Raw genomic sequence first — 23,526 nt, forward strand, 5'->3', positions numbered from 1 at the left:
GCCGCCGCGCGCGTCGACGTCAGTTCGACTTCTTCAGGTTCCAGTAGAACAGCGAGGGGCTCTGGATGACGCCGGAGATCTCCTTGCGATAGGCGATCGCCGGACGGTACTGGCCGAGCGGGATGTAGGTGACGTTCTGCATGTGCAGGGTTTGGATCTGATCCACCAATGCGCGGGCCTTCTTCGGGTCGGCTTCGAGCGCCCACTCCCGGCTCAACTCGACGATCTTCGGCTCGCACGGCCAGCCGTACCACGCCTGATCGCAGTTCTTCGAGAACGTGTGGATCAGCGGGTTGGCGATTCCGGCAACCGTGGCGTTGGTGATGAAGATGTTCCAGCCACCCTTGTCGACCGGCTCCTTGGAAGCCCGGCGCTGGGTCAAGGTCGACCAGTCCATCGCTTCGACTTTCACTTCGAGTCCCATCCTGCGCAGTGATTGGGCCCCGACCAGTGCGGCGGGATGGAGGGTGGAGTTGTCGGCCGGATCAAGCATGGTGATCGGCCGTCCGTCATAGCCGGCCTTCTTCAGCAGATCCTTGCTCTTCGCGGTGTCGAAGCCCATCAGCGCATCGCTGCCGGCGCTACTCTCGCTGCCGGTCCCGCACCCGTAGACGGCAGGGCACTCGTTCCAGCGCTTCGGATCACCGACGATCGTCGCCATGTAGTCGGACTGCTTGTTGCCCCACAGCAGGGCTTGCCGCGCGTTCACATTGTCGAACGGCGGCTGTTGGTGATTGATCACCATGAACAACTGGTAGCCGAGCGGGTCGTTGGCGGCGACCGTGACATCCGGGTTCTGCTCGAGGAGCGGGAGGAGGTCGGTTGGCGGGGACTCCATCAGATCGATCTGGCCGCTGGCCATTGCCGCCATGGCGACACCGGCATCCGGCATGTAGATCGACTGAACTTCGTCGACATGAACGACCTTGCCGCCAGCAGCGAGGCTCGCGGGCTCGGAGCGCGGAACGTACTTCTCGAACTTGCGGTAGACCACCTTGCTGCCGGGCACCCACTCTTCGGCAACGAACCTGAAGGGGCCGGACCCGATCACTTCCTTGATCTGCTCGTTCGGGTCGGTCTCCGCCAGACGCTTGGGCATCATGAAGGGGACGTTGCTGTCGATCTTGCCGAGCGCGTCCAGAACAAAGCCGATCGGCTGGGTTAGCGTCAGCTTGAAGGTCTTGCCGTCAACCGTCTCTATGTCCTTGGTGAATCCGGCAAGCGAGCGGCCCATGCCGTCTTTCTTGCTCCATCGCTTGAGGGAAGCGACGCAATCTTCCGCTGTTACCGGCGTCTCATCGTGCCAAAGCAGCCCGTCACGAAGGGTGAATGTCCAGACCAGCCCGTCTTCGCTGGTCGACCAAGTGTCGACCATCTGGGGTTGGATCGTGTTGTTCGCGTCCGTTGCGAACAAGGTATCCCACACCATGTAGGCGTGGTTTCGCGTGATGTAGGCGGTGGTCCAGATCGGGTCCACGACCTTGAGGTTGCCGATTGGGACCGAGCGGATGACGGTTTCCGCTGCGGCGTCCAAACACTGAAAGCCGCTCAGCGCGCCGCTGATCCCCAATAATGCCGCTATCGCGGTACGTTTGATTTTCATCTCACCCCTCCTCGTTGTCGGTTCGCGTGACCCGCTGACCGGCAAACGCACTGGACCCCGGCATCAGACCGAGCGACGTCCCCGCGCATGCCGCCAATCTCATCTCCGCCACCTCTCTCAGCCCGCTGGCGTGCTCAGCCCGTCTCCAAGGGCGAGGCCCCGGAGTTGAACATTAATTCATACGTATACGCTAAGTGAGATAGCTATAAGGTGCATTAACGCTAACATCATAAATCTTGCGCAGGCAATCGGGATTCACTGACAGAAGATGCCGAAAGAGCGCTGCGCCGGAGTTAGCCCGCTTGGTAACACTTTGAAGAAAATAAGGATTTTCAGTTATTGATTGTGCATGCAGAACGACGGAGACCAGGTGTGCACGGGCGTCCAGCGCACGATTGGAGGTCGTTTGCCATACTGACGTCGCACGGCGACCCGAACGTCTGGGCACCACTTCTACGGGATTGTCGAACTTGAGAGAAAAAGCTCGGGGGAGGCACGAGGCAAGATCGCGGGCGACCTCGAGACACGGTCATCCGCAGTGGTAGCGGTCGATCCCTTCGTCCGCAGCGTGTTCGTTGACGATGGCTGGCTGGCGTTGACCGAGAGTTCGAAAACTGCCTGACTTCCGCTGTTCTGACCCTGAGGAGCTGACGCGATGCCTGTGTTCTCCGAACGCCTGCAAACCCTGGAAGCGCGGCACGGCGTGGCGATACCGCTGAATCGGGGGCAAGAGCTTGTGGTGGTCAACACCCACGGCAATCAAGCCATCGATACCTGGGCGCTCAATCGGCAGAACCCGGATGAGTTCATGTCGATGGAGCACAGCCGGTCCCGGCTCAGCCGAGTGGTGCCCCGGGTTGGTGACACGCTGGTATCGAACCGCCGCGCGCCGATCCTGACACTGTCTGACGATACCTCGCCGGGTGTTCACGACACGCTGCTGTGCGCCTGCAGCCCTGAGATCTACCGCGAACTCGGATGTGAAGAAGGTCACCGCAGTTGCGAGGGTAACTTCCACGAAGCGTTGGCCGCCATCGGGCTTCGGCTTGGGTGCACGCCGGCGCCGCTCAATCTGTTCATGAACGTGGCTGTCGGCTCCGAGAATGAAGTTATTCGCGCCGCACCGGTGTCCAAGCCGGGCGATCTGGTTCGGCTTCGTGCCGACATGGATGTCGTCATGGTGCTGTCGGCCTGTCCGCAGGACGTGACACCGATCAACGGCGATGATTGCACGCCTCGGGAGATCCAGTACGCCGTGGTTTGACGGGTGCCAGGGCGTCGTTACTTGTTGAAGATGCTGGTGCTGGCTCGTTCAAGGTGGGCCCGCAGCAGGTTTCTTGCCTTGCGGATATGACCACGCTCCAACGCGTCGATGATGCCCAGATGCTCGGTACACCACAGGCCAATGCGCTGACGGTCGGTGTACTCCAGATACTCCAGCATCCGCCGCAGTCGGTTCTGATTGCGGATGGCCTCGAGAAAGAACGGGTTCTCGGGAAACGCCGCCAGCATCTCGTGGAAGCTCGCGTCGACCTCGAACACCAGCGCTTGTACGAGGTCGTCGCGGTTCGCGCTTTTCAATAGCTCCAGATGCTTGTCCCGTGATCGGGCAAGTGCCGCTCGGTCGATCGACAGCGTCGGTTGGGCTAATGCCGCTGGCTCGACGACCAATCTGAAGGCGTAGCTTTGCGTCAGGGCTTGTTTGCTGTTGATCGCAGGCTCGAACGTCCATCCGCGCCCGGGATTCCGGCGGACCAAGCCTTCCTCGCGAAGCCTTGAGAGTACCGAGACGACCCGGCTTTCCGGCACTTCGTACCGGCGCACCAGATCGATCTGCATGAAGCGGTCGGGCAGGCGCTCGGACAGCCGGTCGTCGATGATTGACAGGTACAGTGCGTTGTCCGGCGTCGAACCGGTCTGCAGTGGCAGCCCGTCCAGCGTCCGCGCGTCCCGTGTCAGGAAGTAGCCTTGGTTGCGACGGTGTTCCAGCACGCCGTGCTCGGCCAGCAGGTGCAGCGCCGCTCGAACCGGCGATCGTGAGACGCCCAGTGTGTCGGCCAACGTCATCTCGGTGACATGGTCACCGGCCGACAGGTCGAGATGAACAAGTTCCTCGCAGATCCGTTTGGCGAGCCACGCGCGACGTTGCTCGCGCGTACCGGCAAGCTGGTCGGAGGGTACAGCCCCGCGGCGAATAGCCATGCTGAGATCAACCGTCATGCCTGAGTTCCAGGGTCATAAAGAACGGTATCGGGTTCGGCAATAGCACTTGCATTGTATAAACCGGCCATTAACATACAATCGTGTAGCGCAGGTGCCAACCCGCAGCGTTCTGCTGGAAACGGGGGGTGTGCTGAACCACCCGCCAGGCGATGGCGTGTCGTTGAGCATTGATGCGGACGACGCACGGGGAGGCCGCATGGCCGACAGAGAACATTCCACAAAGCCCGGGAAACCGATCCTGCAGCTGCGCGATCTGCGCAAAAGCTTCGGGGATCTGGAGGTCCTGAAAGGCGTCTCGCTCGACGTTCACGAAGGCGAGGTGATCGCCATCGTCGGCGTCAGCGGTTCGGGCAAGAGCACGCTGCTGCGCTGTGTCAACCTGCTGGAGGTTCCGAGCGGCGGGTCGATGGTGTTCGACGGTAAGCCGGTTCCCTACGAGCAGGCGAGGGGAGGTCTGTTCTCCTCCGGCCGAGCGTTGTCGGACATGCGCTCCGAGATCGGCATGGTGTTCCAGCAGTTCAATCTGTGGCCGCACAAGACGGTTCTGGAAAACGTCATCGAAGCGCCGATGACCGTGAAAGGGTTGAGCCGGACAGAAGCGACGGCGCATGCCCAGGAATTGCTGGAGAGCATCGGGCTTCTGGAGAAACGGAACGAGCATCCGGTTCGCTTGTCCGGCGGCCAGCAACAGCGCGTCGCCATTGTCCGCGCGCTCGCGATGCGGCCCAAGCTCATGCTGTTCGATGAGGCCACGTCCTCGTTGGATCCTGAACTTGTCGGCGAAGTGTTGGAGCTGATGGCTCGCCTGGCGCGCGGCGGAATGACAATGATGGTAGTGACTCACGAAATCCAGTTTGCGCGCCAGGTCAGTGATCGCACCATCTTCATCGACGGTGGTTTGATCGAAGAGCAGGGACCGTCACGTGAGGTCCTGTCAAACCCGAAGAGCGAGCGAACCAAGCGGTTTCTCGATCGAGTTCTGCATGTGGAAATCGCCGAGTAGAAGCAGACCGACAGGGATCGACCCTGATCTGAAAGCCAGACCGTGCCGAAAAGGAAATCTTGATGAGCGCAGAGACATCCGGGGTCGCCACATATTCCGGCATGTACGGGGCCATTGACGGCTGGTGGAACCAGATCGAAGCCTACTTGCCGCTCTTCGGTCCGGCCGCCTGGATCGTGGTTCAGGTCACAATTCTGTCGATTCTTTTGTCGTGGGCCTGCGGACTGATTTGTGCTCTGGCGAAAACCTCCGGGTACAAGATATTCCAGTATCCGGCGGAGTTTTATCTCTGGTTCATTCGCGGCACACCGCTGCTGACCCAGATCTTCTTGGTTTATTTCGGACTTCCACAATTGGGAATTCGGCTGGATCCATTCTCGGCCGGCGTAATCGCGCTTGGCGTCAATGGTGGAGCCTATGTCGCCGAGATCATCCGTGGCGGTCTCCTGAGCATTCCGAAAGGGCAGCGGGAGTCGTCCGTGGCGCTCGGTATGACCTACTGGCAGACGATGCGCAGAATCATTCTTCCACAGGTGGTGCGCGTCATAATACCGCCAATGACCAATGATGCGGCGACTACTCTCAAAAACACATCGCTGCTCTCAACGATCACTATTATGGAATTGATGCTTCAAACGCAGATAATCGTGAATTCAACATTCCAGCCTTTCGAGTTTTATATTCTGGTATCGATGATTTACTTGGCGATGACCACTGTTCTGATGGTGGGAATGCGGTGGGCGGAACGGAGACACGCCATCGCGTACTAGCCGACTTAATCGCAGTGGCGGCCTGACCGATCTCGCCGAGTGTCTCTGACGGTCGTTCAGACCAAACAAGGGAGGCCAAAATGAAGGAGGCGAAAATGAAGATCTGGGGATCACTACGCAGAATCGCTGCACTCTCGATTGTCGCATTGGGTGTGCAGGCGACCGCCGCTCAAGCGCAGGATTACAAGCTGCTTGAGCCGGGAACGCTGAAGTGCGCGTTCACCGGGGCGTTCGCGCCGTTCTCGATGCAGACCTCTGACGGCAAGTGGTACGGGCTGACCAACGAGGTCTTCCGCGAGATGGCCAACCGCACCGGCCTCAAGTTGGAATACGTCATCACCAAGTGGGACTCGCTTCTCGTCGGTCTGATGGCCGACCAGTACGACATCCTGTGCGACACCATGGACATCACGAAAGAGCGTCAGGCGCGCGTCCTGTTCGTCGATGGCTGGATCGAGTCCGGCGGCCGCCTGGTGGTTCACAAGGACTCCGACATCACGTCGTTCGACCAGTTCAAGGGCAAGACGATGGGTGTCCTCGTGAGCTCGACCTGGGCGGTGCTGGCCAAGGGGCTGGAGCCCGGCGAGACCAAGTACTATCAGGCCGAGAGCGACGCGATGCGCGATCTGGCCGACAAGAAAATCGACGGAATGGTGACCGACTCGATCGCGGCGGCTTGGGCGGCTGAACACACCAAGATGCCGCTTCGCACCGTCGATGGTTATCTAAGCCGCATCCAGAAGGGCTGGGCCGCGAAGAAGGACCGGGCCGAACTCGTCAAGGCGCTGAACAAGGCCCTGGCGGAAATGGTTGCAGACGGCACCTACGCGAAGCTCACGAAAGCTCTGATCGGTTACAGCCCGGCTCCGGCCGAGCCGATCCGCAGTCAGCTCAACTGAGCGAACGAGTCCGGCGCGGACGGCGCCGGCAATGTCGATACGCCACGCTTCCTCCAGGAAGCGTGGCACTCCCCCACTGTCTGGATGAGGCCGGGTTATGGATGACTTGCGCAAGCGGGTGCTGTCTTGGATCGACGAAGACCGCGAGGTGTTTCTCGACTTTCTCGGCAACTTCGTCCGAGCCAAGAGCCCGAACCCTCCGGGTGATACATTGGAGGCGGCCAAGGTCATCGAGGACTTCCTGACCGAACGGCAACTGCCCTATCGCATCATTGCCCCGAACAAGGTGATGCCGAACTTCGTCGGCACCTTCGACGGTGCCAACCCCGGCCGCCACGTCGTGTTCAACGGACACATCGACGTCTTCCCGGTCGGCGACGGTGGCACCTGGACACAGGATCCGTGGGGCGGGGCGATCGTGGACGGCAAGATGTACGGCCGCGGCGTCAACGACATGAAGTCGGGCACGGCCTCGGTGATCTTCGCCTTCATGTACCTGCATCGCTTGCGCGATCATTTGCGCGGTCGGGTCACGATGACCGCGGTTTCCGACGAGGAGACGTTCGGCCCTGACGGCGCCCGATACCTGATCGAACACAATCCCGAGATTCACGGCGACATCTGCCTTTCGACCGAGCCGACCGGCATTCATTCGGTGCGATCTGCCGAGAAGGGACCGCTCTGGCTGAAGTTCACCGTTCGCACGCCCGGGGCGCACGGTGCCTATCCGCACAAGAGTCAGAACGCCAATGAGATCGCCGCCCGGCTGATCCTGGCACTCGACGAATTGCGGAACATGGACGTGCAGACCCCCGCGCACATCGCACGCGCATTGGAGGGAGTCGAAGACGTGATTGATAAGGTCGCGTCCCCGGGCGCGTCCAAGGTCCTGCAGAAGGTCTCGCTGAACATCGGCACCGTGAACGGCGGGGTTAAGCAGAACATGTTGCCTGGTGTCTGCGTCGTAACGGCCGACATCCGCGTGCCCGTGGGCTTGTCGCCGGATGCGGTGATCGCCCGGGCCCAGAGTATCGTCGATCGGTTTCCGGAAGCGGAGATGGAGGTGATCGGCCGGCAGGAACCGCTTTGGTCGGATCCGAACCATGAGATGTGCAAGCTGATCCAGCGCAATGTCCAGGAACTCGCCGGATTCACGCCCCCGGCCATTGTCAGCCTGCCCGGGACCGACGCGCGGCTGTGGCGCGGCAAGGGAGTTCCCGCCTTCGTGTACGGCGTCACCCCGTTCAACGTCGCGATGGCTGACGAATACGTCGACATCGAGGAAGTATTCCACGTTCTCAAGACCCATACCCTTTCGGCTCTCGATTTCCTGATGGCCGAGAAATGACCGGCTTTCTTCCGGTCGATGCGCTCGACACGCCAAGGTTCTGCGGCCTGCCGACGTTCATGCGCCTGCCGCAGGCACAGGCCGGCGACAGTCTCGACGCCGCCATCATCGGACTGCCGTCGGACTCCGGCGCACCCTATCGGACGGGTGCACGTTTCGGCCCTGGAGCGATCCGGGCAATGTCGGTGATGCTGCGGCCGATCAATCCGTATCGCGACCACATCAACGTCTTCGAGCGCCTGCGAATTGCCGACGCCGGAGACGCCAGTGTGGTGCCCGGCTATCTTGAGGAATCCCTCCAACGCTTGGAGGCCTCGCTGTCCAGCCTGGTTGATCAGGGGGTCGTTCCGATCTCGCTCGGCGGCGACCATTCCGTCTCCCTGCCGGCGATCCGCGCGGTGGCCAAACGCCACGGCCCGGTCTCCCTGGTGCATTTCGACGCTCACTCGGACACTTGGCGCAGCTACTTCGCCGGTAAGCAGTATTCGGCCGGTACACCGTTCCGCCGAGCCGCCGAGGAGAAGGGGTTGGATCCGTCCTCGTCTATCCAGATCGGCATGCGCGGCTCGCTGTTTCGCGCCGACGATGTCAGCCAGTCGGTGGAACTCGGTTTCGAGGTTCTGACGACCGACGAGACGCTCGCGATGGGGCCGGCCGAAACGGCGCAGCGGATCGCGGAGCGGGTGGGCGATCGTCCCGTCTACATCACGTTCGACCTGGACTTCGTGGACCCGTCGAACGCGCCTGGTGTGCAGACGCCCGAGGCCGGCGGCCCTACCTCGCGGGAGGCCCTGGCGCTGCTGCGTGCGATGAAGCCGATGAACATCGTCGGTTGCGATGTGGTCGAGGCGAACCCGCTCTATGACGGCCCAGGACAGATTACAGCCCTGCTGGGAGCTACGGTCGCGCTCGAACTCCTTGGTTTGCTGGCGGTCGGGCGGGAGGCAGTGTCGAAGGGATGAGCGGTCCAAAGGTTGCGATCACTGGCGGGAGCGGACGGTTCGGGCGGTTCGTCGTGGATGAGTTCCAGGATGCCTACGACGTCACCGTGATCGACAAGGCGCCCACCGACCGGCCCGTCCGGAGCGTGGTGGCTGACGTGCTCGATCTGCCGGCAATGTCAGAGGCGTTCCAGGGCCACGATGCGGTTGTTCATCTCGCGGGCATCGACTCCGGCGTGAAGGCATCCGAGCACGACTACTTCGAGACCAATGTCCAAGGCACCTGGAACGTGCTGGCCGCTGCGGAAGCCGCCGGTGTGCGCAAGGCCGTGGTCTGCGCAAGCATTGCCGCTTATGGGCTTGAAGCGGTGGAACCGCGCCGCGTGCCGGATTACCTGCCGTTCGACGAGGAGCATCCGCTGCGCCCTGACGTCGCTTACGACCTGAGCAAGCAGGTCTGTGAGACCGTGTCGAAGTCGTTTGCCCGACGGGGTCGGATGTCGGTGGTTTGCCTGCGGCCCGCGTGGATCATCTTCCCGGACCGGGTCGCCGACTTCGACGCAAGGGCTCGCGAGGCCGATGGCGGCGGGCCTCTCCCCGCCGGCCATCGCCCACCGCCGCCGCACCGCGCCTATGTCCGCCCGGACGATGCCGCGCGCTGCTTCCGACTCGCGCTTGAGCGCGGTGTAGGCGCGTACGATGTGTTCAACGTCGGAGCGTCGGACACCATGAGTCGGGCGCCGACCCTGGCCTTCATGGAGAAGGTCTTCGGCAGACCGATTCCCCCGAAAGACCCAACCGTTTTCGTGCGCGATCCGCGCGCGGCTGCATTCGGGAACGCGCGCGCACGGAGCGTGCTGGGTTGGGAACCGACGGGCAATTGGGACGCATTCGTTCGTCAGACAGCATCAACAGGTCTCTAGGAGGCTCGACGTGATCAGCAACCCGGTTCCTTGGCCGAATGGCGCGCGTTGCGCCGTGGCCTTCACCTTCGACATGGATGCCGACAGTCTGCTGCATCTGGCCCACCACGCATCGGCGGACACCCGGATAGCGGCGATGTCCATGTTGCGCTACGGGCCGGAAATCGCGATCCCGCGGATCGTCGAGATCTACAAGCGGTTCGGCATGCGCCAGACCTTCTTTCTGCCGGCTTGGTGCATGGAACGCTATCCGAGAGCGGTCGAGGTCATCCTCAATGGTGGTCATGAAATCGGGCACCACGGCTACCTTCACGAGGAGCCGAACAGCTTCAACGCCAAGGACGAGCTGTACTGGATGCAGCGTGCAACCGAGGTGTTCGAACGGATGACCGGGGGGCGACCGAAGGGCTTCCGGGCACCAGCCTATCAGTTCTCGCGCAACACCTTGTCGCATCTGGTCGCTGAAGGCTTCCTCTACGACGCGTCGCTGATGGGCGATGATGTGCCGTACATCCTGCGAAACGACAAAGGGCAGGTCATCGAGCTGCCGTCGCACATCGGCCTGGACGACTGGCCGCATTTCCAGACGTCTCGCGAACTTGACTACCGGGCCACGATCAAGCCGCCGGAACAGGCAATGGCAGTCTACGCCGCCGAGTTCGATGCGATGTGGGAGTACGGTGGCCTTTGGATCGGAGTCTGGCATCCGTTCCTGAGCGGCCGACTATCCCGAGCGGTGATGATCACCAAACTGATCGAATACATGAACGGCAAGGGGAATGTCTGGTTCGCCCGGTTGGATGAGATCACAGCCCATGTACAGCGGGTCATCGACGACGGTAGCTGGACACCGCGGGTGGACCAATTGCCATACTACACGGGCCCCATCCCGGAGCTCGGTAAGGTCAGAGCTGCCAATGCCACGCGTTGAATGTCGATGAGCCGGCCAGCAAGCGGGTGAACCGGCGGTGTCCGGTAGCTGATGACTGATAGCACAAGGCCCATGATATTGCCGGTTGGCGACTGCGCGGTGTCGGTGCAGTTTGGGGAGGCGGTGGATCTGTCGACCAATGCCAAGGTTCTGGCGCTGGATCGCAATCTCACGGCCGCGGCGCTGCCGGGTGTTGTCGAGATGGTGCCGACCTATCGATCCTTGATGGTCCATTTTGATCCGCTTCAGATCGATTCGTCAGCGCTTGCAGCCGCCATTCAGCGCTGTCTGGCTGAGGATTCGGCCGGGGCAATGCCTTCCGATGGACGCCGATGGCAGGTTCCGGTCGGCTATGGCGGCGAGTTCGGGATGGATCTGTCGGATATCGCCGTCCGTCACGGCCTCAGCGAGGAGGCGGTCGTCGCGATCCACGTCTCTGCGACCTATCATGTATACATGATAGGGTTCGCACCGGGTTTTGCCTATCTGGGAGGGCTGCCCGAAGGCTTGCATACCCCTCGGCGCAGCGAGCCGCGCATGCTGACGCCAGCGGGCAGCGTGTCGATCGGCGGGGCTCAGTCAGCAATTGCGTCTGTTCCGCTGCCAAGCGGCTGGCACATGATCGGGCGCACGCCGTTCGTGTCGTTCGATCCGAAGCGAGACCAAGTCTTCCTGTTTCAGCCGGGCGACATCATTCGCTTCACGGCGATCAGCCCTGCCGACTGGCACAGCCTTTCCGGGCGGCTTCAGCGCGGTGAGGTCGTCCCGGGGCCGGACCGCGCGTCGGCATGAACAGGCTGCGGATCGTCAAGGGCGGACCATGGGTCTCAATTCAGGATCTCGGGCGTCCGGGTTTCCAGCGCTTTGGTCTGTCGGAATCCGGGGCGATGGATCCAGTGTCATTGCGGATTGCCAACCGTCTGGTGGCTAACCCGGACGGTGCCGGCGCGCTGGAGATCGGTGTTCTGGGCATGGAATTGGTGGCTGATTCGGATCCACTAACGCTAAGTGCCGTCGGCCCGGACATAATTTGGCTGGTCGATGGCCACCCCGTAGCGCCGAACAGAAGCCTGACGGTCGAGCGGGGCTCCCGCGTCGCTGTCCGTCCAGGTCGCTCGTCCGCATACGCCTACCTCGGAGTGCGCGGTGGCATCCAAGCGCCATCGATTTTCGGTAGCGTGTCGTTTCACGGCCGATCCGGTGTGGGTGGGCTCGACGGCCAGCCTCTTCAGGAGGGCAGTCTCATACCGGTACGGCCGGGGACATCCCCGCAATTGGAGCTCGGCGGGCCGTTGGTGCACGGCGAGGTCAGCGCCGATATCGGTGTCATCGAGGGCCCGCAGAGCGAGCATTTTCTGCCTGGCGTGCGTGAAATGCTGGTTTCCACGCTTTATCGGATCAGTGTCAGGTCCGACCGGATGGGCGTTCGGTTGGAGGGACCGACCCTCACCCACACCGAGAAGGGCTACAACATTGTCTCTGACGGAATAGCGCTGGGAAGCATCCAGGTGCCTGGGAATGGTCAACCGATTGTCCTTGGCGCCGACCGCCAGACGACCGGCGGCTACCCGAAGATTGCGGTGATCGCACGCGCAGACATGTTCCGGTTTGCTCAGCGCCCGCCTGGAGCAACGGTGCGCTTCCGGCCGACCTCGGCAGAACAGGGCGCTGATGGTCTCCGGCGCCTCGCCGGGTACTTTGATCGACTGGTCCTTCGACCTGTGGCTCCAGCGTTGAACAGCGAACGTTTGTTGGGACTCAACCTGATCGATGGTGGTGTCTGGGATTAAAAATGTGGCCTGCTGCCTGTTCCGTGGATACGCGGTTTGGCTAACATGGCGCGTATCGCGAACTTGACGGGGCTGAGGTAGTCGATCGTTGAGTGCCTGCGGAACTGGCAACAGGCCACACGGGTGGTATCGTTCCCCGGATCACAACCTGAAGGCCCTTCGGTATAGGTGGAACCGAGCCCCCTACAACGAGGATTGGCCCGATAGACCAACGGTTTAGTGGGCTTCTTGGTGTCCGCAGCACGGCCATGGAACCCGGCTTGGAAGCAGGTCGCGATATCCACGGAACCGCTGGCAGCCGCCTGATACAGGCCAGACCTCTATAGCCCGAATCGCGGGGAGAGGGCCGCGATGCCGGTGGGCGTGGTGTTTTGCCCCGTGACTGCATTATGAGTCGACGCAGGCGGAGGTTTGCGATAAAAATGAATAATGGTTCATAAGTCATTTTTGTTCGAATGGAGCGCTGCCGGATATGACCCTTGGATCGACCGTGAGTGGCACCACGCCTGCCGCCGACTTTGACGCGCTGATCATCGGTGCGGGCTTCTCGGGCCTGTATCAGCTGTATTGCCTGCGCGATCGTCTGGGTTTGTCCGCTCAGGTCCTCGAGGCCGGCGACGGGGTTGGCGGCACCTGGTACTGGAACCGCTACCCCGGTGCGCGCTGCGATTCGGAGAGTCACTCCTACTGCTACACCTTCTCCAAGGAACTGTTGGAGGAGTAAGAGTGGTCGGAGCGCTATCCGGAACAGCCGGAGATCATGCGCTACCTGAACCACGTGACCGACCGGTTCGACCTGCGCCGTGACATCCGGTTCGGTACCCGGGTGACCACCGCCCGCTTCGACGATGCGGCGAACCGCTGGACGGTGGAAACCGAGGCGGGCGAGCGATACTCCGCAACCTACCTGATCACCGCGGTCGGCTGCCTGTCGTCCACCAATATCCCGAAGATCCCAGGGCTCGAGGACTTCAAGGGCGAGTGGTACCACACCGGCCTGTGGCCGCATGGCGGGGTGGACTTCGCCGGCAAGCGGGTCGGCCAAATCGGCACCGGCTCCACCGGCATCCAGGCGGTCCCGGTGATCGCCGAGACCGCCAAGCACCTGACGGTGTTCCAGCGCACGGCGAACTACAGCATCCCGGCCCACAACGCGCCGCTTAAGCCCGAGTTCAAGCGGTACGTGAAGGAGAACCATCCGGCGATCCGCGAGCTGATGCACTCCACCGCCAACGGCCATCCGTTCGCGATTGAGGACCGCTCGGCCCACGACCTGACGCCGGAGCAGCGCGAGGCGGTGTACGAGGCGGCCTGGGCCAAGGGCGGGCTGCAGTTCCGGGCCAGCTTCCGTGACCTTCTGGTCGACAAGGCGGCGAACGACACGGCCGCCGACTTCCTGAAGCGCAAGATCCGCGAGATCGTCAAGGATCCGCAGACCGCGGCGAAACTGTCGGACATCGACCATCCGTTCGCCACCAAGCGGCCGCCGATCGACAGCAACTACTTCGGCACCTACAACCGCCCGAACGTGTCGCTGGTCGACGTGCGGGCGGCGCCGATCGAGCGCATCACCCCGACCGGTATCGTCACCCGCGACGGGGCGTCCTACGATCTGGACGTCATCGTGTTCGCGACCGGTTTCGACGCGATGACCGGCCCGTTGCTCAGCATCGACATCACCGGGCGGGACGGCCAGTCGCTCAAGGACACCTGGAGCGCCGGGCCGCGCACCTATCTGGGCCTGCAGGTGGCAGGCTTCCCGAACCTGTTCACGGTCACCGGGCCGGGCAGCCCGTCGGTGCTGTGCAACATGCCGGTGGCGATCGAACAGCACGTCGAGTGGATCACCGACTGCATCGCGCACCTGCGCGCCAGCGGTGTGAAGCGGATCGAAGCCTCGGCCGACGCCGCGGACCAATGGGTCGACGAAGTGAACGCCGCGGCCAATGCCACGCTGCTGCCGCTGGCCAACCATTCCTGGTATCTGGGGGCCAACGTCCCCGGTAAGCCGCGGGTGTTCATGCCCTACGCCGGCGGCATGGCGCGCTACCGCGGCATCTGCAACGATGTGGCGGCCAAGGGTTATGAAGGGTTCGTCCTGAGCCGATAGGAAGAGGTCCAGCCAAGGGACCGCCGGATGCCGGACAGCACCCAACCACTGCGACCCGTCGACGCGTGCGTACTGCGATACGCGCTGGAGCGTCACGCCCAGACGCGGGGCGCCGATATCTTTGCGGTATTCGACGATGGCGGGCGGTGGAGCTTCGCCGACGCCCTGGCGGCCGTACGGACCATGGCGGCCGGACTGCAGCGGCTCGGCGTCCGGCAGGGCGACCGCGTGCTGATCATGCTGCCGAACGGCGCCCTCGGCCTGCAGGCCATGTTCGCCGCCAACTATATCGGCGCCGTCATGGTTCCGGTGAACACGGCCTATCGAGGCGCCCTGCTGGAGCATGTGATCTCGGATGCCGGCGCCGCGTTGGCAGTTGTTCATTCCGAGGTGCTCGATCAGGTGCTGGCAGTTCCAACCGGCCCGGTGAAGCGCATCGTGGTGGCCGGCGATGACCTGCCGTCGCGCACGTCGGCGGCGATCGAGATCCACGATCAGAAGGTCCTGCTCGACCCGTCTGCCGAGCTGGGGCCGCTGGAGCGGCCGATCCAGCCCTGGGATACCCAGTCGATCATCTTCACCTCCGGTACCACCGGGCGGTCGAAAGGCGTGCTGTCATCCTACCTGCACAGCTACACCGCGATGAATCCTGCTACCTGGACCTGCACCAGGGCGGACGACCGGCACCTGCTGCACATGCCGATCTTTCACATCGGCGGCGCCTTCATCGCCAGCATGGCGTTGTGCGTCGGTGCATCGGTCGCGGTCGTCGACCGGTTTCGCACCGACCGTTTCTGGTCGACGGTCCGGCGCCTCGAGGTGACCTCGGTGTTCCTGCTTGGGGCGATGGCGACCTTCCTGCTGAAGCAGCCGCCGTCCGAGGACGATGGACGGCATCCGTTGCGCGCGGTGATGATCGTGCCGCTCGACCAGGCGGGGCCGCCGTTTCGGCAGCGGTTCGGGGTCGACGTGTTCACGCTGTTCAACATGACGGAGATCAGCACGCCGCTGATCTCCGGCGCCAACCCGGCCAAGCCCAACATCTGCGGCCGCCCGCGCCCTGGGGTCGACGTCCGGTTGGTCGACCAGCACGACTGCCGGGTGCCGGACGGTACGCCCGGCGAACTGGTCATCCGCACCGACATGCCCTGGACCATGACCCACGGCTATCACGGCCGGCCCGAGGCGACGGCGGCGGCGTGGCGCAACGGCTGGTTCCACACCGGCGATGTGTTCGTACGCGACGCCGATGGCGACTATGCGTTCGTGGACCGGCTGAAGGACGCGATCCGCCGCCGCGGGGAAAACATCTCGTCCTACGAGGTGGAACTGGAGATCCTTTCCCATCCCGACGTGCGCGAGGCCGCCGTGGTCGCGGTGCCCAGCGAGTACACCGAGGACGAGGTGCTCGCCGTCCTTGCACCGGTGCCGGGGCGGACCATCGATCCGGCCGCGATCATCGCCCATCTGGAGCCGCGACTGGCGCGCTTCATGCTCCCGCGGTTCATCCGGGTGATCGACGAGTTGCCCAAAACCCCGACCGCGAAAGTCGAGAAGCACGTGCTGCGCAGCACCGGTTTGACACCGGAGTGCTGGGACCGGGACCGTCAGACAAAGGAACACACCTTATGAGCAAGCCCGTCGTGCGGGTCTATACCGACTACAAGAGCCCTTATGCCTTCATCGCGGTCAAGCCGACCTATGAACTGGCCGAGGCGCTCGACCTCGAGCTCGAGTGGCTGCCCTACACCCTGAGGATCTCCGAGTACCTGGGGTCGGTGGAAGAGCGTACCGAGCACTCCTGGCGGCGGGTCCGCTACTCGTACATGGACGCCCGGCGCTACGCCAACAAGCAGGGCCTGACGCTGAAGGGGCCGAAACGGGTCTACGACGGCTATTACGCCAGCGCCGGCATGGTCTTCGCCCAGCGAACCGGGATCTTTCGGCCCTATCACGACACGGTGTTCGAGACGTTCTGGAAGCGCGAACTGGACATCGACGTGCTGTCGGAGGTGTCCGCGCTGATCGGGTCGGTCGGCGGCGACCCGGCGGCGTTCGAAGCGTACGCTGAGGGGCCGGGCCGGGCGGAACAGGATGCGATCGTGACCGAAGCCGAGGCGATGGGCGTGTTCGGCGTGCCGACCTTTGTGTTCGAGGGCGAACTGTTCTGGGGCGGTGATCGCATCGATCTGCTGCGCGAACGGATCGCGGAATCGCGAGCCGCAGCGGCGTCGGAGTAACGGCGAAGGCGGAAGGTGAACCGCAGGCACGAGAGAAGTGTAAATGACCAATGAGTCAGAGTTCATTTACCTTGACAGCCGAGCGGCCGGGTCACCAGACTCCCGACGATCGAATTCATACGAACAAAATGACGTGCCGGCCGAAATCGACGCCATGGCGAGGCATGCAACCCAGCGAGGAGCGCAATGAAGAAGACAAGCACAGGCCTGCGTCAGGGCATCGACCGGCGCACCGTTCTCAAGGGCGCGGTCGGCGCCGCGGCATTGGGCACCGCGATCACCGGCTTTCCGGCGTACCTGAAGGCTGCCGGCAAGCCGATCAAGATCGGCATGCCGACGATCATGTCCGGCCGGGTGGCGATCCTGGGCGAGTCGTCGGTTGACGCCGCCATGGTCACGGTCCGGCGGGTCAACAAGGCCGGCGGCATCGACGGCCGCATGCTCGAGCTGGTGGTGCGCGACTCCCGCGGCAAGCCGGACGAAGCGGCCCGCATGACCCGCGACCTGGTGAACAACGAAGGCTGCGAGATCATCCTGGACGCCGAGGCGTCGAGTGCCTCGTTCGCGGTCAACGAGGTGGTTCGCGACGTCAAGAAGTTCTGCATCCATACCAACTCCGAGACCTCGTCGCTGACCGCGGATCCGAAGAACCGGGTGCCGTGGGTGTTCCGGACCGCGCGCCAGGGCATCCATGACGCCGTCGGCGGTGGGCTCTATGCCGCCAAGGTGTCGAAGGAGAAGGGCCTGAAGAAGTGGGCCACGGTGTCGCCGGACTATGCCTATGGCCGCGACAACACCAAGGAGTTCATGGAGTACGTCAAGATCTTCGCGCCCGACGTGGAGATCGTCGAGCAGACCTGGCCGAAGATCTTCCAGCCGGATTACACCGAGAACGTGACGGCGCTGCTGAACGCCCAGCCGCAGGCCGTGTACTCGGCGCTGTGGGGTGGCGACCTGGTGGCGTTCTTCGACCAGGCCAGCCTGTACGGCCTGTTCGACCAGTTCCAGGCGTTCGCGGTCAATCTCGGCGACTACCCGGTGATCACGGCGATCAAGAGCCGACCCGAGGGCGTGCACTCCGGCAGCCGCTACCACAAGGACATCCCGGACACCGCCGAGAACGAGGCGTGGTACGAGGAGTTCATCGCCAACTCCAAGGTCCTGCCGACCAACTGGAGCTGGGAGAACGCGACCGGCATGGACTTCATCGTGGCGGCGCTGCAGGAGACCGGCGGCAACACCGATGCCGAGAAGATGGCGGCGGCGACCGCCGGGCGCACCATCGACTCGCCGTTCGGCGTCGGCGGCAAGCTGACCATGCGCGCGGCCGACCACACCCTGGTCAACTACATGGTCGGCTACGGCAAGACGATCGCCAAGGAGCCGTACATCGTCGGCTTCACCCAGACCGACTGGGCCGAGATCTACAAGCACGAGGAAGACTGGAAGAAGCGGAACAACTACCTCTGAGGTTGCGTTCAACGGCGGGGCGTGCTGGCTGCAGCCGCCCCGTCCCACGTCCCGGGCGGTGCCGGATCTCCGGCGCCGTCCTCTCCGTGACCACCGGATCGATCCTCATGCTTGAACTCGACGCGCTATCGGCCTGCCTGTCGACGCCCGCCTGCCTGGTCAACCAGACGACCAGCGGGCTGATCATCGGCATGCTGCTGTTCCTGGTGGCCTCCGGGGTCACGCTGATCTTCGGCGTGCTGCACGTCATCAATTTCGCCCATGGCAGCTTCTACATGCTGGGCGCTTATTTCGCGTTCACGGTGTACCAGGTCACCGGCAACTACTTCCTGGCCGCCGCCGCCGGCGCCCTGGGCGCTGCGATCAGCGGCATCGTGTTCGAGCGCTTCATCATCAGCCGGGTGTACGGCCAGAACCTGCTGATGCAGCTGCTGGTCTGCTACGCGTTCATCCTGATCATCGACGACCTGGTGAAGATCGTCTGGGGCGCGGAGTATCTGGCGATGGGCATCCCGGCGGAGTTCCGGCTGCCGCCATATCGGCTGGCCGGCGGGTTCGTGCCGCCGTTCTACCTGTTCCTGGTCGCCATGGCGGTGATCATCGGCATCGGTTCGCTGCTGATCGTCACCAAGACCCGGTTCGGCAAGATCGTCCGCGCCGCCGCCCACAACGCCCCGATGGTCTCGGCGCTGGGCATCCGGGTGAACATCTACTTCGCCCTGCTGTTCGGGCTGGGCTGTGCGCTGGCCGGCGTCGCCGGCGCGCTGGCGGCACCGGTGCGCTCGCTGACTCCCGGCATGGGCCTGGGCATCCTGGTGGAAAGCTTCATCGTCACCGTGATCGGCGGCATGGGCTCGATCCCCGGGGCCTTCCTGGCGGCGATCATCCTGGGCCTGACCCGCTCGATCGGCAGCGTCGGGTTCCCGCTGTTCGTGGACGGCGCCATGTTCATGATCATGGCCCTGGTCCTGATCTTCCGACCGACCGGTCTGCTCGGCCAGGGGACGCTGCGATGAGCCTGTTCCGTGAATTCCGGCGCGACGTCCTGCTCGCGCTCGGCGCCCTTGCCGTGCTTCTGGCCATCGGCTTCGGGATCGACAGTGCCTGGCCGCGCGACTTTCTGACCTCGATCTTCGCGATCGGGCTGCTGGCGATGTCGCTCAACCTGCTGATCGGCTACACCGGCCTGGTGTCGTTCGGCCACGCGGCGTTCTTCGCGTTCGGCGGCTACATCTTCGGCCTGCTGCTGCAGTGGGGCGACTTCACCGCGACCCTCGGCCAGGGTTCGGTGCCGGTGGCGCTGCTGGCGGCGGTCGCCGGCACCGCGCTGTACGCCCTGGTGATCGGCGCGATCTGCGTGCGGCTGACCGAGATCTACTTCGCGTTCCTGACGCTGGCGTTCCAGATGTTCCTGTACAGCGTGATCCTGAGCTGGGTGGCGCTGACCGGCGGCGACCAGGGGTTGATGGGCGGCATCCCGCGCCCGGTGTTCCTCGGGGTCGACCTGGCCGATCCCTATCACCGCTACGCGTTCTGCGCGGTGATCTTCGTGTTCTGCATGCTGATCATGCGGATCGTCACCGAGAGCCCGTTCGGCTACACCCTGCGGATGATCCGCGACAACGCCCAGCGCGCGGCGTTCCTCGGCGTGAACGTGACCCGGGTCAAGCTGATCTGCTTCGTGGTGTCGTCATCGATCGCCGGCGTCGGCGGCGTCATCCTGGCGCTGTTCACTTCCGGCGCCTATCCGGAGTGGGCGTTCTGGGCGCAGTCCGGCGAGGCGATCTTCATGATCATGCTGGGCGGGCTGAACGTGTTCCTCGGGCCGCTGCTGGGTGCGGTGGCCCTGCGGATCCTCAACGACGTGGTCCAGATGTACACCAGCCACACCGAGATCGTGATCGGCCTGGTGATCCTGTTCGTGGTGCTGGGGCTGCGCCGCGGCGTGCTCGATTTCGCGAAGGATTGGTGGGTGGAACGGCAGCAGGCGAAGCTCGCGGCCGAGAACCGGGAAAGTCAGCAGTGATGAATACGACCGTAGGATCCCTGGAGGGCCGCATCGCGGTCGTGACCGGCGGCGCGAGCGGCATCGGCGAGGCCTGCGTGCGCCTGATGGCGGCGCGTGGCGCCCGGCTGGTGGTGGCCGACCTGAACGGGAAGGCGGCCGAGCGGGTGGCCGGGGAAGTCGGCGGCGTGGCGTTCGCCATCGACGTCCGCGACGCCGACGCGGTGCAGGCGCTCGCCGACCGCACCGAGAAGGAGGTCGGCCCGACCGCCATCCTCGTCACCTCCGCCGGCATCGTCCAGCCGCCGCACCCGCCGGAGGACCTGCCGCTGGAGCTGTTCGACAACGTCATCGCGGTGAACCTGCGCGGCACCTACCTGACCGCGAAAGCCTATGCGGCGCACATGCTGAAGCGCCGGGCCGGGTCGATCGTCACGATCAGCTCGGTGACCGCCGAACGGTCGGTGCCGCTGCACGCCTACGCGCCCAGCAAGGCGGCGGTGACCAACCTGACCATGGGGCTGGCGTCGGAATGGGGCCGGGCCGGCATCCGGGTGAACACGGTGGAGCCGGGCTACACCCGCACCCCGGCGCTGCAGGACCAGATCGACCGCGGCTACCGCGACCCGTCGCTGTTGGAGGAGAACTCCGCCCTCGGCCGGATGGTCGAGCCGGAGGAGATCGCCAAGGCGGTGGCGTTCCTGGCGTCCGACGAGGCGTCGGCCGTCACCGGCATCGCGATGCCGGTCGACGTCGGCTATTTCTGCGCCGGGTCCTGGCACCCCTACGGCGGCGTCCGCCAGCGGGGGGCGTGAGCATGCTGCGCCTGGAAAACGTGGTGAAGTCGTTCGGCGGCGTGGTCGCCACCAACGACGTGTCGCTGAACTTTCCGACCGACTCGCTGAGCGCGGTCATCGGCCCGAACGGTGCCGGCAAGACCACGCTGTTCAACCTGATCACCGGTCACCTGGTGCCCGACAGCGGGCGCATCCTGCTGGCCGACGACGACATCGCCGGCATGGCGCCCGCCGGGATCGTGCGCAAGGGCATCGGCCGGGCGTTCCAGGTCGCCAGCATCTTCCCGACCCTGACGGTCGAGCAATCGCTGATGGCGGCGGTCGCCTCGCACGTCCACATGTCGGAAAGCCTGCTGACCGCGTTTCCGCCGCGCTCGGTGCGGGAGCGGGCCGGCGAGCTGATCGATCTGCTCGGCATGGCGCCGGTCGCCCGGCTGCTGTGCTCGAACATCTCGCACGGCGACCAGAAGCTGCTGGACATCGGCCTGGCCCTGGCGCTGGAGCCGCGGGTGCTGCTGCTGGACGAGCCGACCGCCGGCATGGGACCGGAGGAGCGCTGGCAGATGATCGCGACGGTGCGCCGGCTGTGGGAGCAGGGGCGCATGACCCTGATCTTCATCGAGCATGACATGGACATCGTCTTCGAGGTCGCCGAGACCATCCACGTCCTGCGCTACGGCTCGGTGCTGGCCACCGGCTCGGCCGATGACATTCGCAGCAATCCCGAAGTCATCGAGGCCTACCTCGGTACCGAGACACCGGAGGAGGTACCGGCATGACCACGGACACGATCCTGACCGTCCAGGGCATCGATGTGTTCTACGGCGCCTCCAAGATCCTGTTCGGGGTCGACCTGGAGATCGGCCGCGGCCGCACCCTGGCCCTGCTGGGCCGCAACGGTGCGGGCAAGAGCACGACCCTGAAGGCGATCGCCGGGATCGCCCGGCCGCGCAAGGGCAGCGTGCGGCTCGGCGCCACCGAGCTGGCCGGCGCCCGGCCCGACGTGATCGCCCGCGCCGGCATCGGCTACGTGCCGGAGGACCGGCAGGTGTTCCCGATGCACAGCGTGGAGGACAACCTGCTGATCGGCGCCAAGCGCGGCCCCGACGGCCAGGACGCCTGGACGCTGGACAAGGTCTACGAGGCGTTCCCGATCCTGGCGCAGATGAAGGAACGGCGCGCCGGCCTGATGTCGGGCGGCGAGCAGCAGATGCTGACCATCGCCCGCACCCTGATGGGCAACCCCGAGGTGCTGCTGCTCGACGAGCCGTCGGAGGGCCTCGCCCCGATCATCGTGCAGTCGATCGCCGCCTTGATCCGCACCCTGCGCGCCATGGGTGTCACCATCGTGCTGGCCGAGCAGAACATGCACTTCTGCCTGGGCATCTCCGAGGACGCCGCGGTGATCGACAAGGGCCACATCGTGTACCGCGACACCATCAAGGGGCTGCGGGCGAACGAGGCGGTGACCAAGCGGTATTTGGCGCTTTAGGAGGACGTAGAGCTTGGGCGCTGGGTTGTTGAACCGTAGTGTGTCCGCTGAGGATTTGAAGCGGCCACTCGTTGATAGATGTCAATGGTAACTAGGTGTCACTCGATCGTGGTAGTTTGAACCACTGTGGACATACCTGAGATGATACGCGAGTTGGCGAGTGGGTCACACGGATCAAGGCGGCGATACTATTCTTGGTCGGTTCGTTAAGCTCGGCGTTGGCGTCAACGGCGTGGTAATTCCAGCGCATTTGATCGAAAGTACTCTAGCACGCCATACCTTTAATTTGATGGCCTACGATGATGATCAGACCTACAGGGTTTTACTTATTGGCTCTGCAACAGCCGTACGCTTCCGTGGTCGCGAGATTTTGCTGGCGACTCAACACCAACTGAATGGGTTTGACGAGACACGGGTCGGTATGCTCACCGACTCTGGTGCGTATTTCATCACCTCAGGCGGACTTCGCGCCTACAGTCCCCGACCGGATACTGACGCATTCGATATCGCTGCATTTGACTTCACCGAGCCCTGTAAGGAACGACCGGAGCTCAAGAAGCGCTTCTTCAACTTGACCGTCGGTCCGCCCAACGTCCCGAGCGACCATATCCTTGGTGTGCTGTTGAACGGTTATCCGGCCATTGATCAGAAATATGAGCTCCACGAAGGCAACCATCTTGGTCTTGCCCGTCGTCAGATCATTTGTCTGCCCCATGGGCAGCCGACTGACCAAGCGCTCCTAGCTGTTCGGCCAGAGCGTTCTCTTGGTGCGAACTCTGACGGTATGAGCGGAGGTTCAGCATTTGTCATCCAATTGGAGCACCAAGTGCCGCGCGCATTTTTCGCGGGCATTATAGTACGGGGCGGTGCGAATGCTTTCTATATTCTCAAGGCGGGCTACGTGCTTGCCTTCTTGGAAAGCGTCTTTCCAGAACGTCCTGAGTGAATCGGCGATGCCCTGGTTTAAGGTGGCCGGAGGGT

Annotated in this window: 22 protein-coding genes and 1 pseudogene; 21 read left to right on the forward strand and 2 right to left on the reverse strand. The window is 63.6% G+C overall.

Going from position 1 to position 23,526, the window contains the following annotated elements; translation table 11 throughout:
- Positions 1-19: 19 nt before the first annotated feature.
- Positions 20-1,603 carry an ABC transporter substrate-binding protein gene (locus RIC54_RS01320; RefSeq protein WP_350084675.1) on the reverse strand — a complete coding sequence of 528 codons (1,584 nt, stop codon included), beginning with the start codon at positions 1,601-1,603 and terminating at the stop codon, positions 20-22.
- 655 nt (positions 1,604-2,258) lie between these two features.
- On the opposite strand from RIC54_RS01320, the gene RIC54_RS01325 reads away from it, so the two are divergent.
- The gene (locus RIC54_RS01325; RefSeq protein ID WP_350084674.1) at positions 2,259-2,867 is read left to right on the forward strand and encodes a DUF1989 domain-containing protein; all 609 of its coding nucleotides are present in this window, start codon (positions 2,259-2,261) and stop codon (positions 2,865-2,867) included.
- Between the two features lie 17 nt (positions 2,868-2,884).
- Here the strand turns inward: RIC54_RS01325 and RIC54_RS01330 are convergent, their stop codons facing one another.
- The gene (locus RIC54_RS01330; RefSeq protein WP_350084673.1) at positions 2,885-3,823 is read right to left on the reverse strand and encodes a GntR family transcriptional regulator; all 939 of its coding nucleotides are present in this window, start codon (positions 3,821-3,823) and stop codon (positions 2,885-2,887) included.
- Between the two features lie 130 nt (positions 3,824-3,953).
- On the opposite strand from RIC54_RS01330, the gene RIC54_RS01335 reads away from it, so the two are divergent.
- The 20 genes and pseudogenes from RIC54_RS01335 (at position 3,954) to RIC54_RS01430 (ending at position 23,491) form a co-directional block, all read left to right on the forward strand.
- Positions 3,954-4,829, forward strand: coding sequence for an amino acid ABC transporter ATP-binding protein (locus RIC54_RS01335; protein WP_502989642.1), 876 nt, complete (start codon positions 3,954-3,956; stop codon positions 4,827-4,829).
- Between the two features lie 62 nt (positions 4,830-4,891).
- Positions 4,892-5,599 (forward strand): amino acid ABC transporter permease, encoded by a 708-nt coding sequence (locus RIC54_RS01340; RefSeq protein WP_350084672.1) that lies wholly within the window; start codon positions 4,892-4,894, stop codon positions 5,597-5,599.
- An 80-nt stretch (positions 5,600-5,679) separates the two neighbouring features.
- Positions 5,680-6,498, forward strand: a complete 819-nt coding sequence (locus RIC54_RS01345; protein WP_350084671.1) for a transporter substrate-binding domain-containing protein — start codon at positions 5,680-5,682, stop codon at positions 6,496-6,498.
- A gap of 97 nt (positions 6,499-6,595) precedes the next feature.
- Positions 6,596-7,846 (forward strand): M20/M25/M40 family metallo-hydrolase, encoded by a 1,251-nt coding sequence (locus RIC54_RS01350; protein ID WP_350084670.1) that lies wholly within the window; start codon positions 6,596-6,598, stop codon positions 7,844-7,846.
- On the forward strand, positions 7,843-8,808 hold the full coding sequence (speB, locus tag RIC54_RS01355) for an agmatinase (protein WP_350084669.1): 966 nt from the start codon (positions 7,843-7,845) through the stop codon (positions 8,806-8,808). The genes RIC54_RS01350 and speB overlap by 4 nt, the downstream gene beginning before the upstream one ends.
- Positions 8,805-9,710, forward strand: a complete 906-nt coding sequence (locus RIC54_RS01360) for an NAD-dependent epimerase/dehydratase family protein (RefSeq protein WP_350084668.1) — start codon at positions 8,805-8,807, stop codon at positions 9,708-9,710. The genes speB and RIC54_RS01360 overlap by 4 nt, the downstream gene beginning before the upstream one ends.
- 10 nt (positions 9,711-9,720) lie before the next feature.
- Positions 9,721-10,641 carry a polysaccharide deacetylase family protein gene (locus tag RIC54_RS01365; RefSeq protein WP_350084667.1) on the forward strand — a complete coding sequence of 307 codons (921 nt, stop codon included), beginning with the start codon at positions 9,721-9,723 and terminating at the stop codon, positions 10,639-10,641.
- Between the two features lie 72 nt (positions 10,642-10,713).
- Positions 10,714-11,433: a 5-oxoprolinase subunit PxpB gene (gene pxpB, locus RIC54_RS01370; protein WP_350084666.1), complete on the forward strand. Its 720-nt coding sequence runs from the start codon at positions 10,714-10,716 to the stop codon at positions 11,431-11,433.
- Positions 11,430-12,431, forward strand: a complete 1,002-nt coding sequence (locus RIC54_RS01375; RefSeq protein WP_350084665.1) for a 5-oxoprolinase subunit C family protein — start codon at positions 11,430-11,432, stop codon at positions 12,429-12,431. The genes pxpB and RIC54_RS01375 overlap by 4 nt, the downstream gene beginning before the upstream one ends.
- Before the next feature lie 472 nt (positions 12,432-12,903).
- A complete protein-coding gene (locus RIC54_RS01380) occupies positions 12,904-13,155 on the forward strand; it encodes an NAD(P)-binding protein (protein WP_350150441.1) in 252 nt (83 codons plus the stop codon).
- An 18-nt stretch (positions 13,156-13,173) separates the two neighbouring features.
- Positions 13,174-14,541: pseudogene (locus tag RIC54_RS01385) on the forward strand (flavin-containing monooxygenase); the annotation flags it as partial.
- A gap of 27 nt (positions 14,542-14,568) precedes the next feature.
- The gene (locus RIC54_RS01390; RefSeq protein ID WP_350084663.1) at positions 14,569-16,173 is read left to right on the forward strand and encodes an AMP-binding protein; all 1,605 of its coding nucleotides are present in this window, start codon (positions 14,569-14,571) and stop codon (positions 16,171-16,173) included.
- The gene (locus RIC54_RS01395; RefSeq protein ID WP_350084662.1) at positions 16,170-16,781 is read left to right on the forward strand and encodes a 2-hydroxychromene-2-carboxylate isomerase; all 612 of its coding nucleotides are present in this window, start codon (positions 16,170-16,172) and stop codon (positions 16,779-16,781) included. Before RIC54_RS01390 ends, RIC54_RS01395 begins: the two co-directional genes overlap by 4 nt.
- A 186-nt stretch (positions 16,782-16,967) precedes the next feature.
- Positions 16,968-18,251 carry an ABC transporter substrate-binding protein gene (locus tag RIC54_RS01400; RefSeq protein ID WP_350084661.1) on the forward strand — a complete coding sequence of 428 codons (1,284 nt, stop codon included), beginning with the start codon at positions 16,968-16,970 and terminating at the stop codon, positions 18,249-18,251.
- 107 nt (positions 18,252-18,358) lie between these two features.
- Positions 18,359-19,267, forward strand: a complete 909-nt coding sequence (locus tag RIC54_RS01405; protein ID WP_350084660.1) for a branched-chain amino acid ABC transporter permease — start codon at positions 18,359-18,361, stop codon at positions 19,265-19,267.
- Positions 19,264-20,277 carry a branched-chain amino acid ABC transporter permease gene (locus tag RIC54_RS01410; RefSeq protein WP_350084659.1) on the forward strand — a complete coding sequence of 338 codons (1,014 nt, stop codon included), beginning with the start codon at positions 19,264-19,266 and terminating at the stop codon, positions 20,275-20,277. The genes RIC54_RS01405 and RIC54_RS01410 overlap by 4 nt, the downstream gene beginning before the upstream one ends.
- Positions 20,277-21,071 carry an SDR family NAD(P)-dependent oxidoreductase gene (locus tag RIC54_RS01415; protein ID WP_350084658.1) on the forward strand — a complete coding sequence of 265 codons (795 nt, stop codon included), beginning with the start codon at positions 20,277-20,279 and terminating at the stop codon, positions 21,069-21,071. Before RIC54_RS01410 ends, RIC54_RS01415 begins: the two co-directional genes overlap by 1 nt.
- A gap of 2 nt (positions 21,072-21,073) precedes the next feature.
- Positions 21,074-21,832, forward strand: coding sequence for an ABC transporter ATP-binding protein (locus tag RIC54_RS01420; protein ID WP_350084657.1), 759 nt, complete (start codon positions 21,074-21,076; stop codon positions 21,830-21,832).
- Positions 21,829-22,545: an ABC transporter ATP-binding protein gene (locus RIC54_RS01425; RefSeq protein WP_350084656.1), complete on the forward strand. Its 717-nt coding sequence runs from the start codon at positions 21,829-21,831 to the stop codon at positions 22,543-22,545. Before RIC54_RS01420 ends, RIC54_RS01425 begins: the two co-directional genes overlap by 4 nt.
- A gap of 160 nt (positions 22,546-22,705) precedes the next feature.
- Positions 22,706-23,491 (forward strand): hypothetical protein, encoded by a 786-nt coding sequence (locus RIC54_RS01430; protein ID WP_350084655.1) that lies wholly within the window; start codon positions 22,706-22,708, stop codon positions 23,489-23,491.
- The last annotated feature ends 35 nt before the right edge of the window (positions 23,492-23,526 follow it).

It is taken from the genome of Thalassobaculum sp., assembly GCF_040219215.1.
Classification (GTDB): Bacteria; Pseudomonadota; Alphaproteobacteria; order Thalassobaculales; family Thalassobaculaceae; genus Thalassobaculum_A.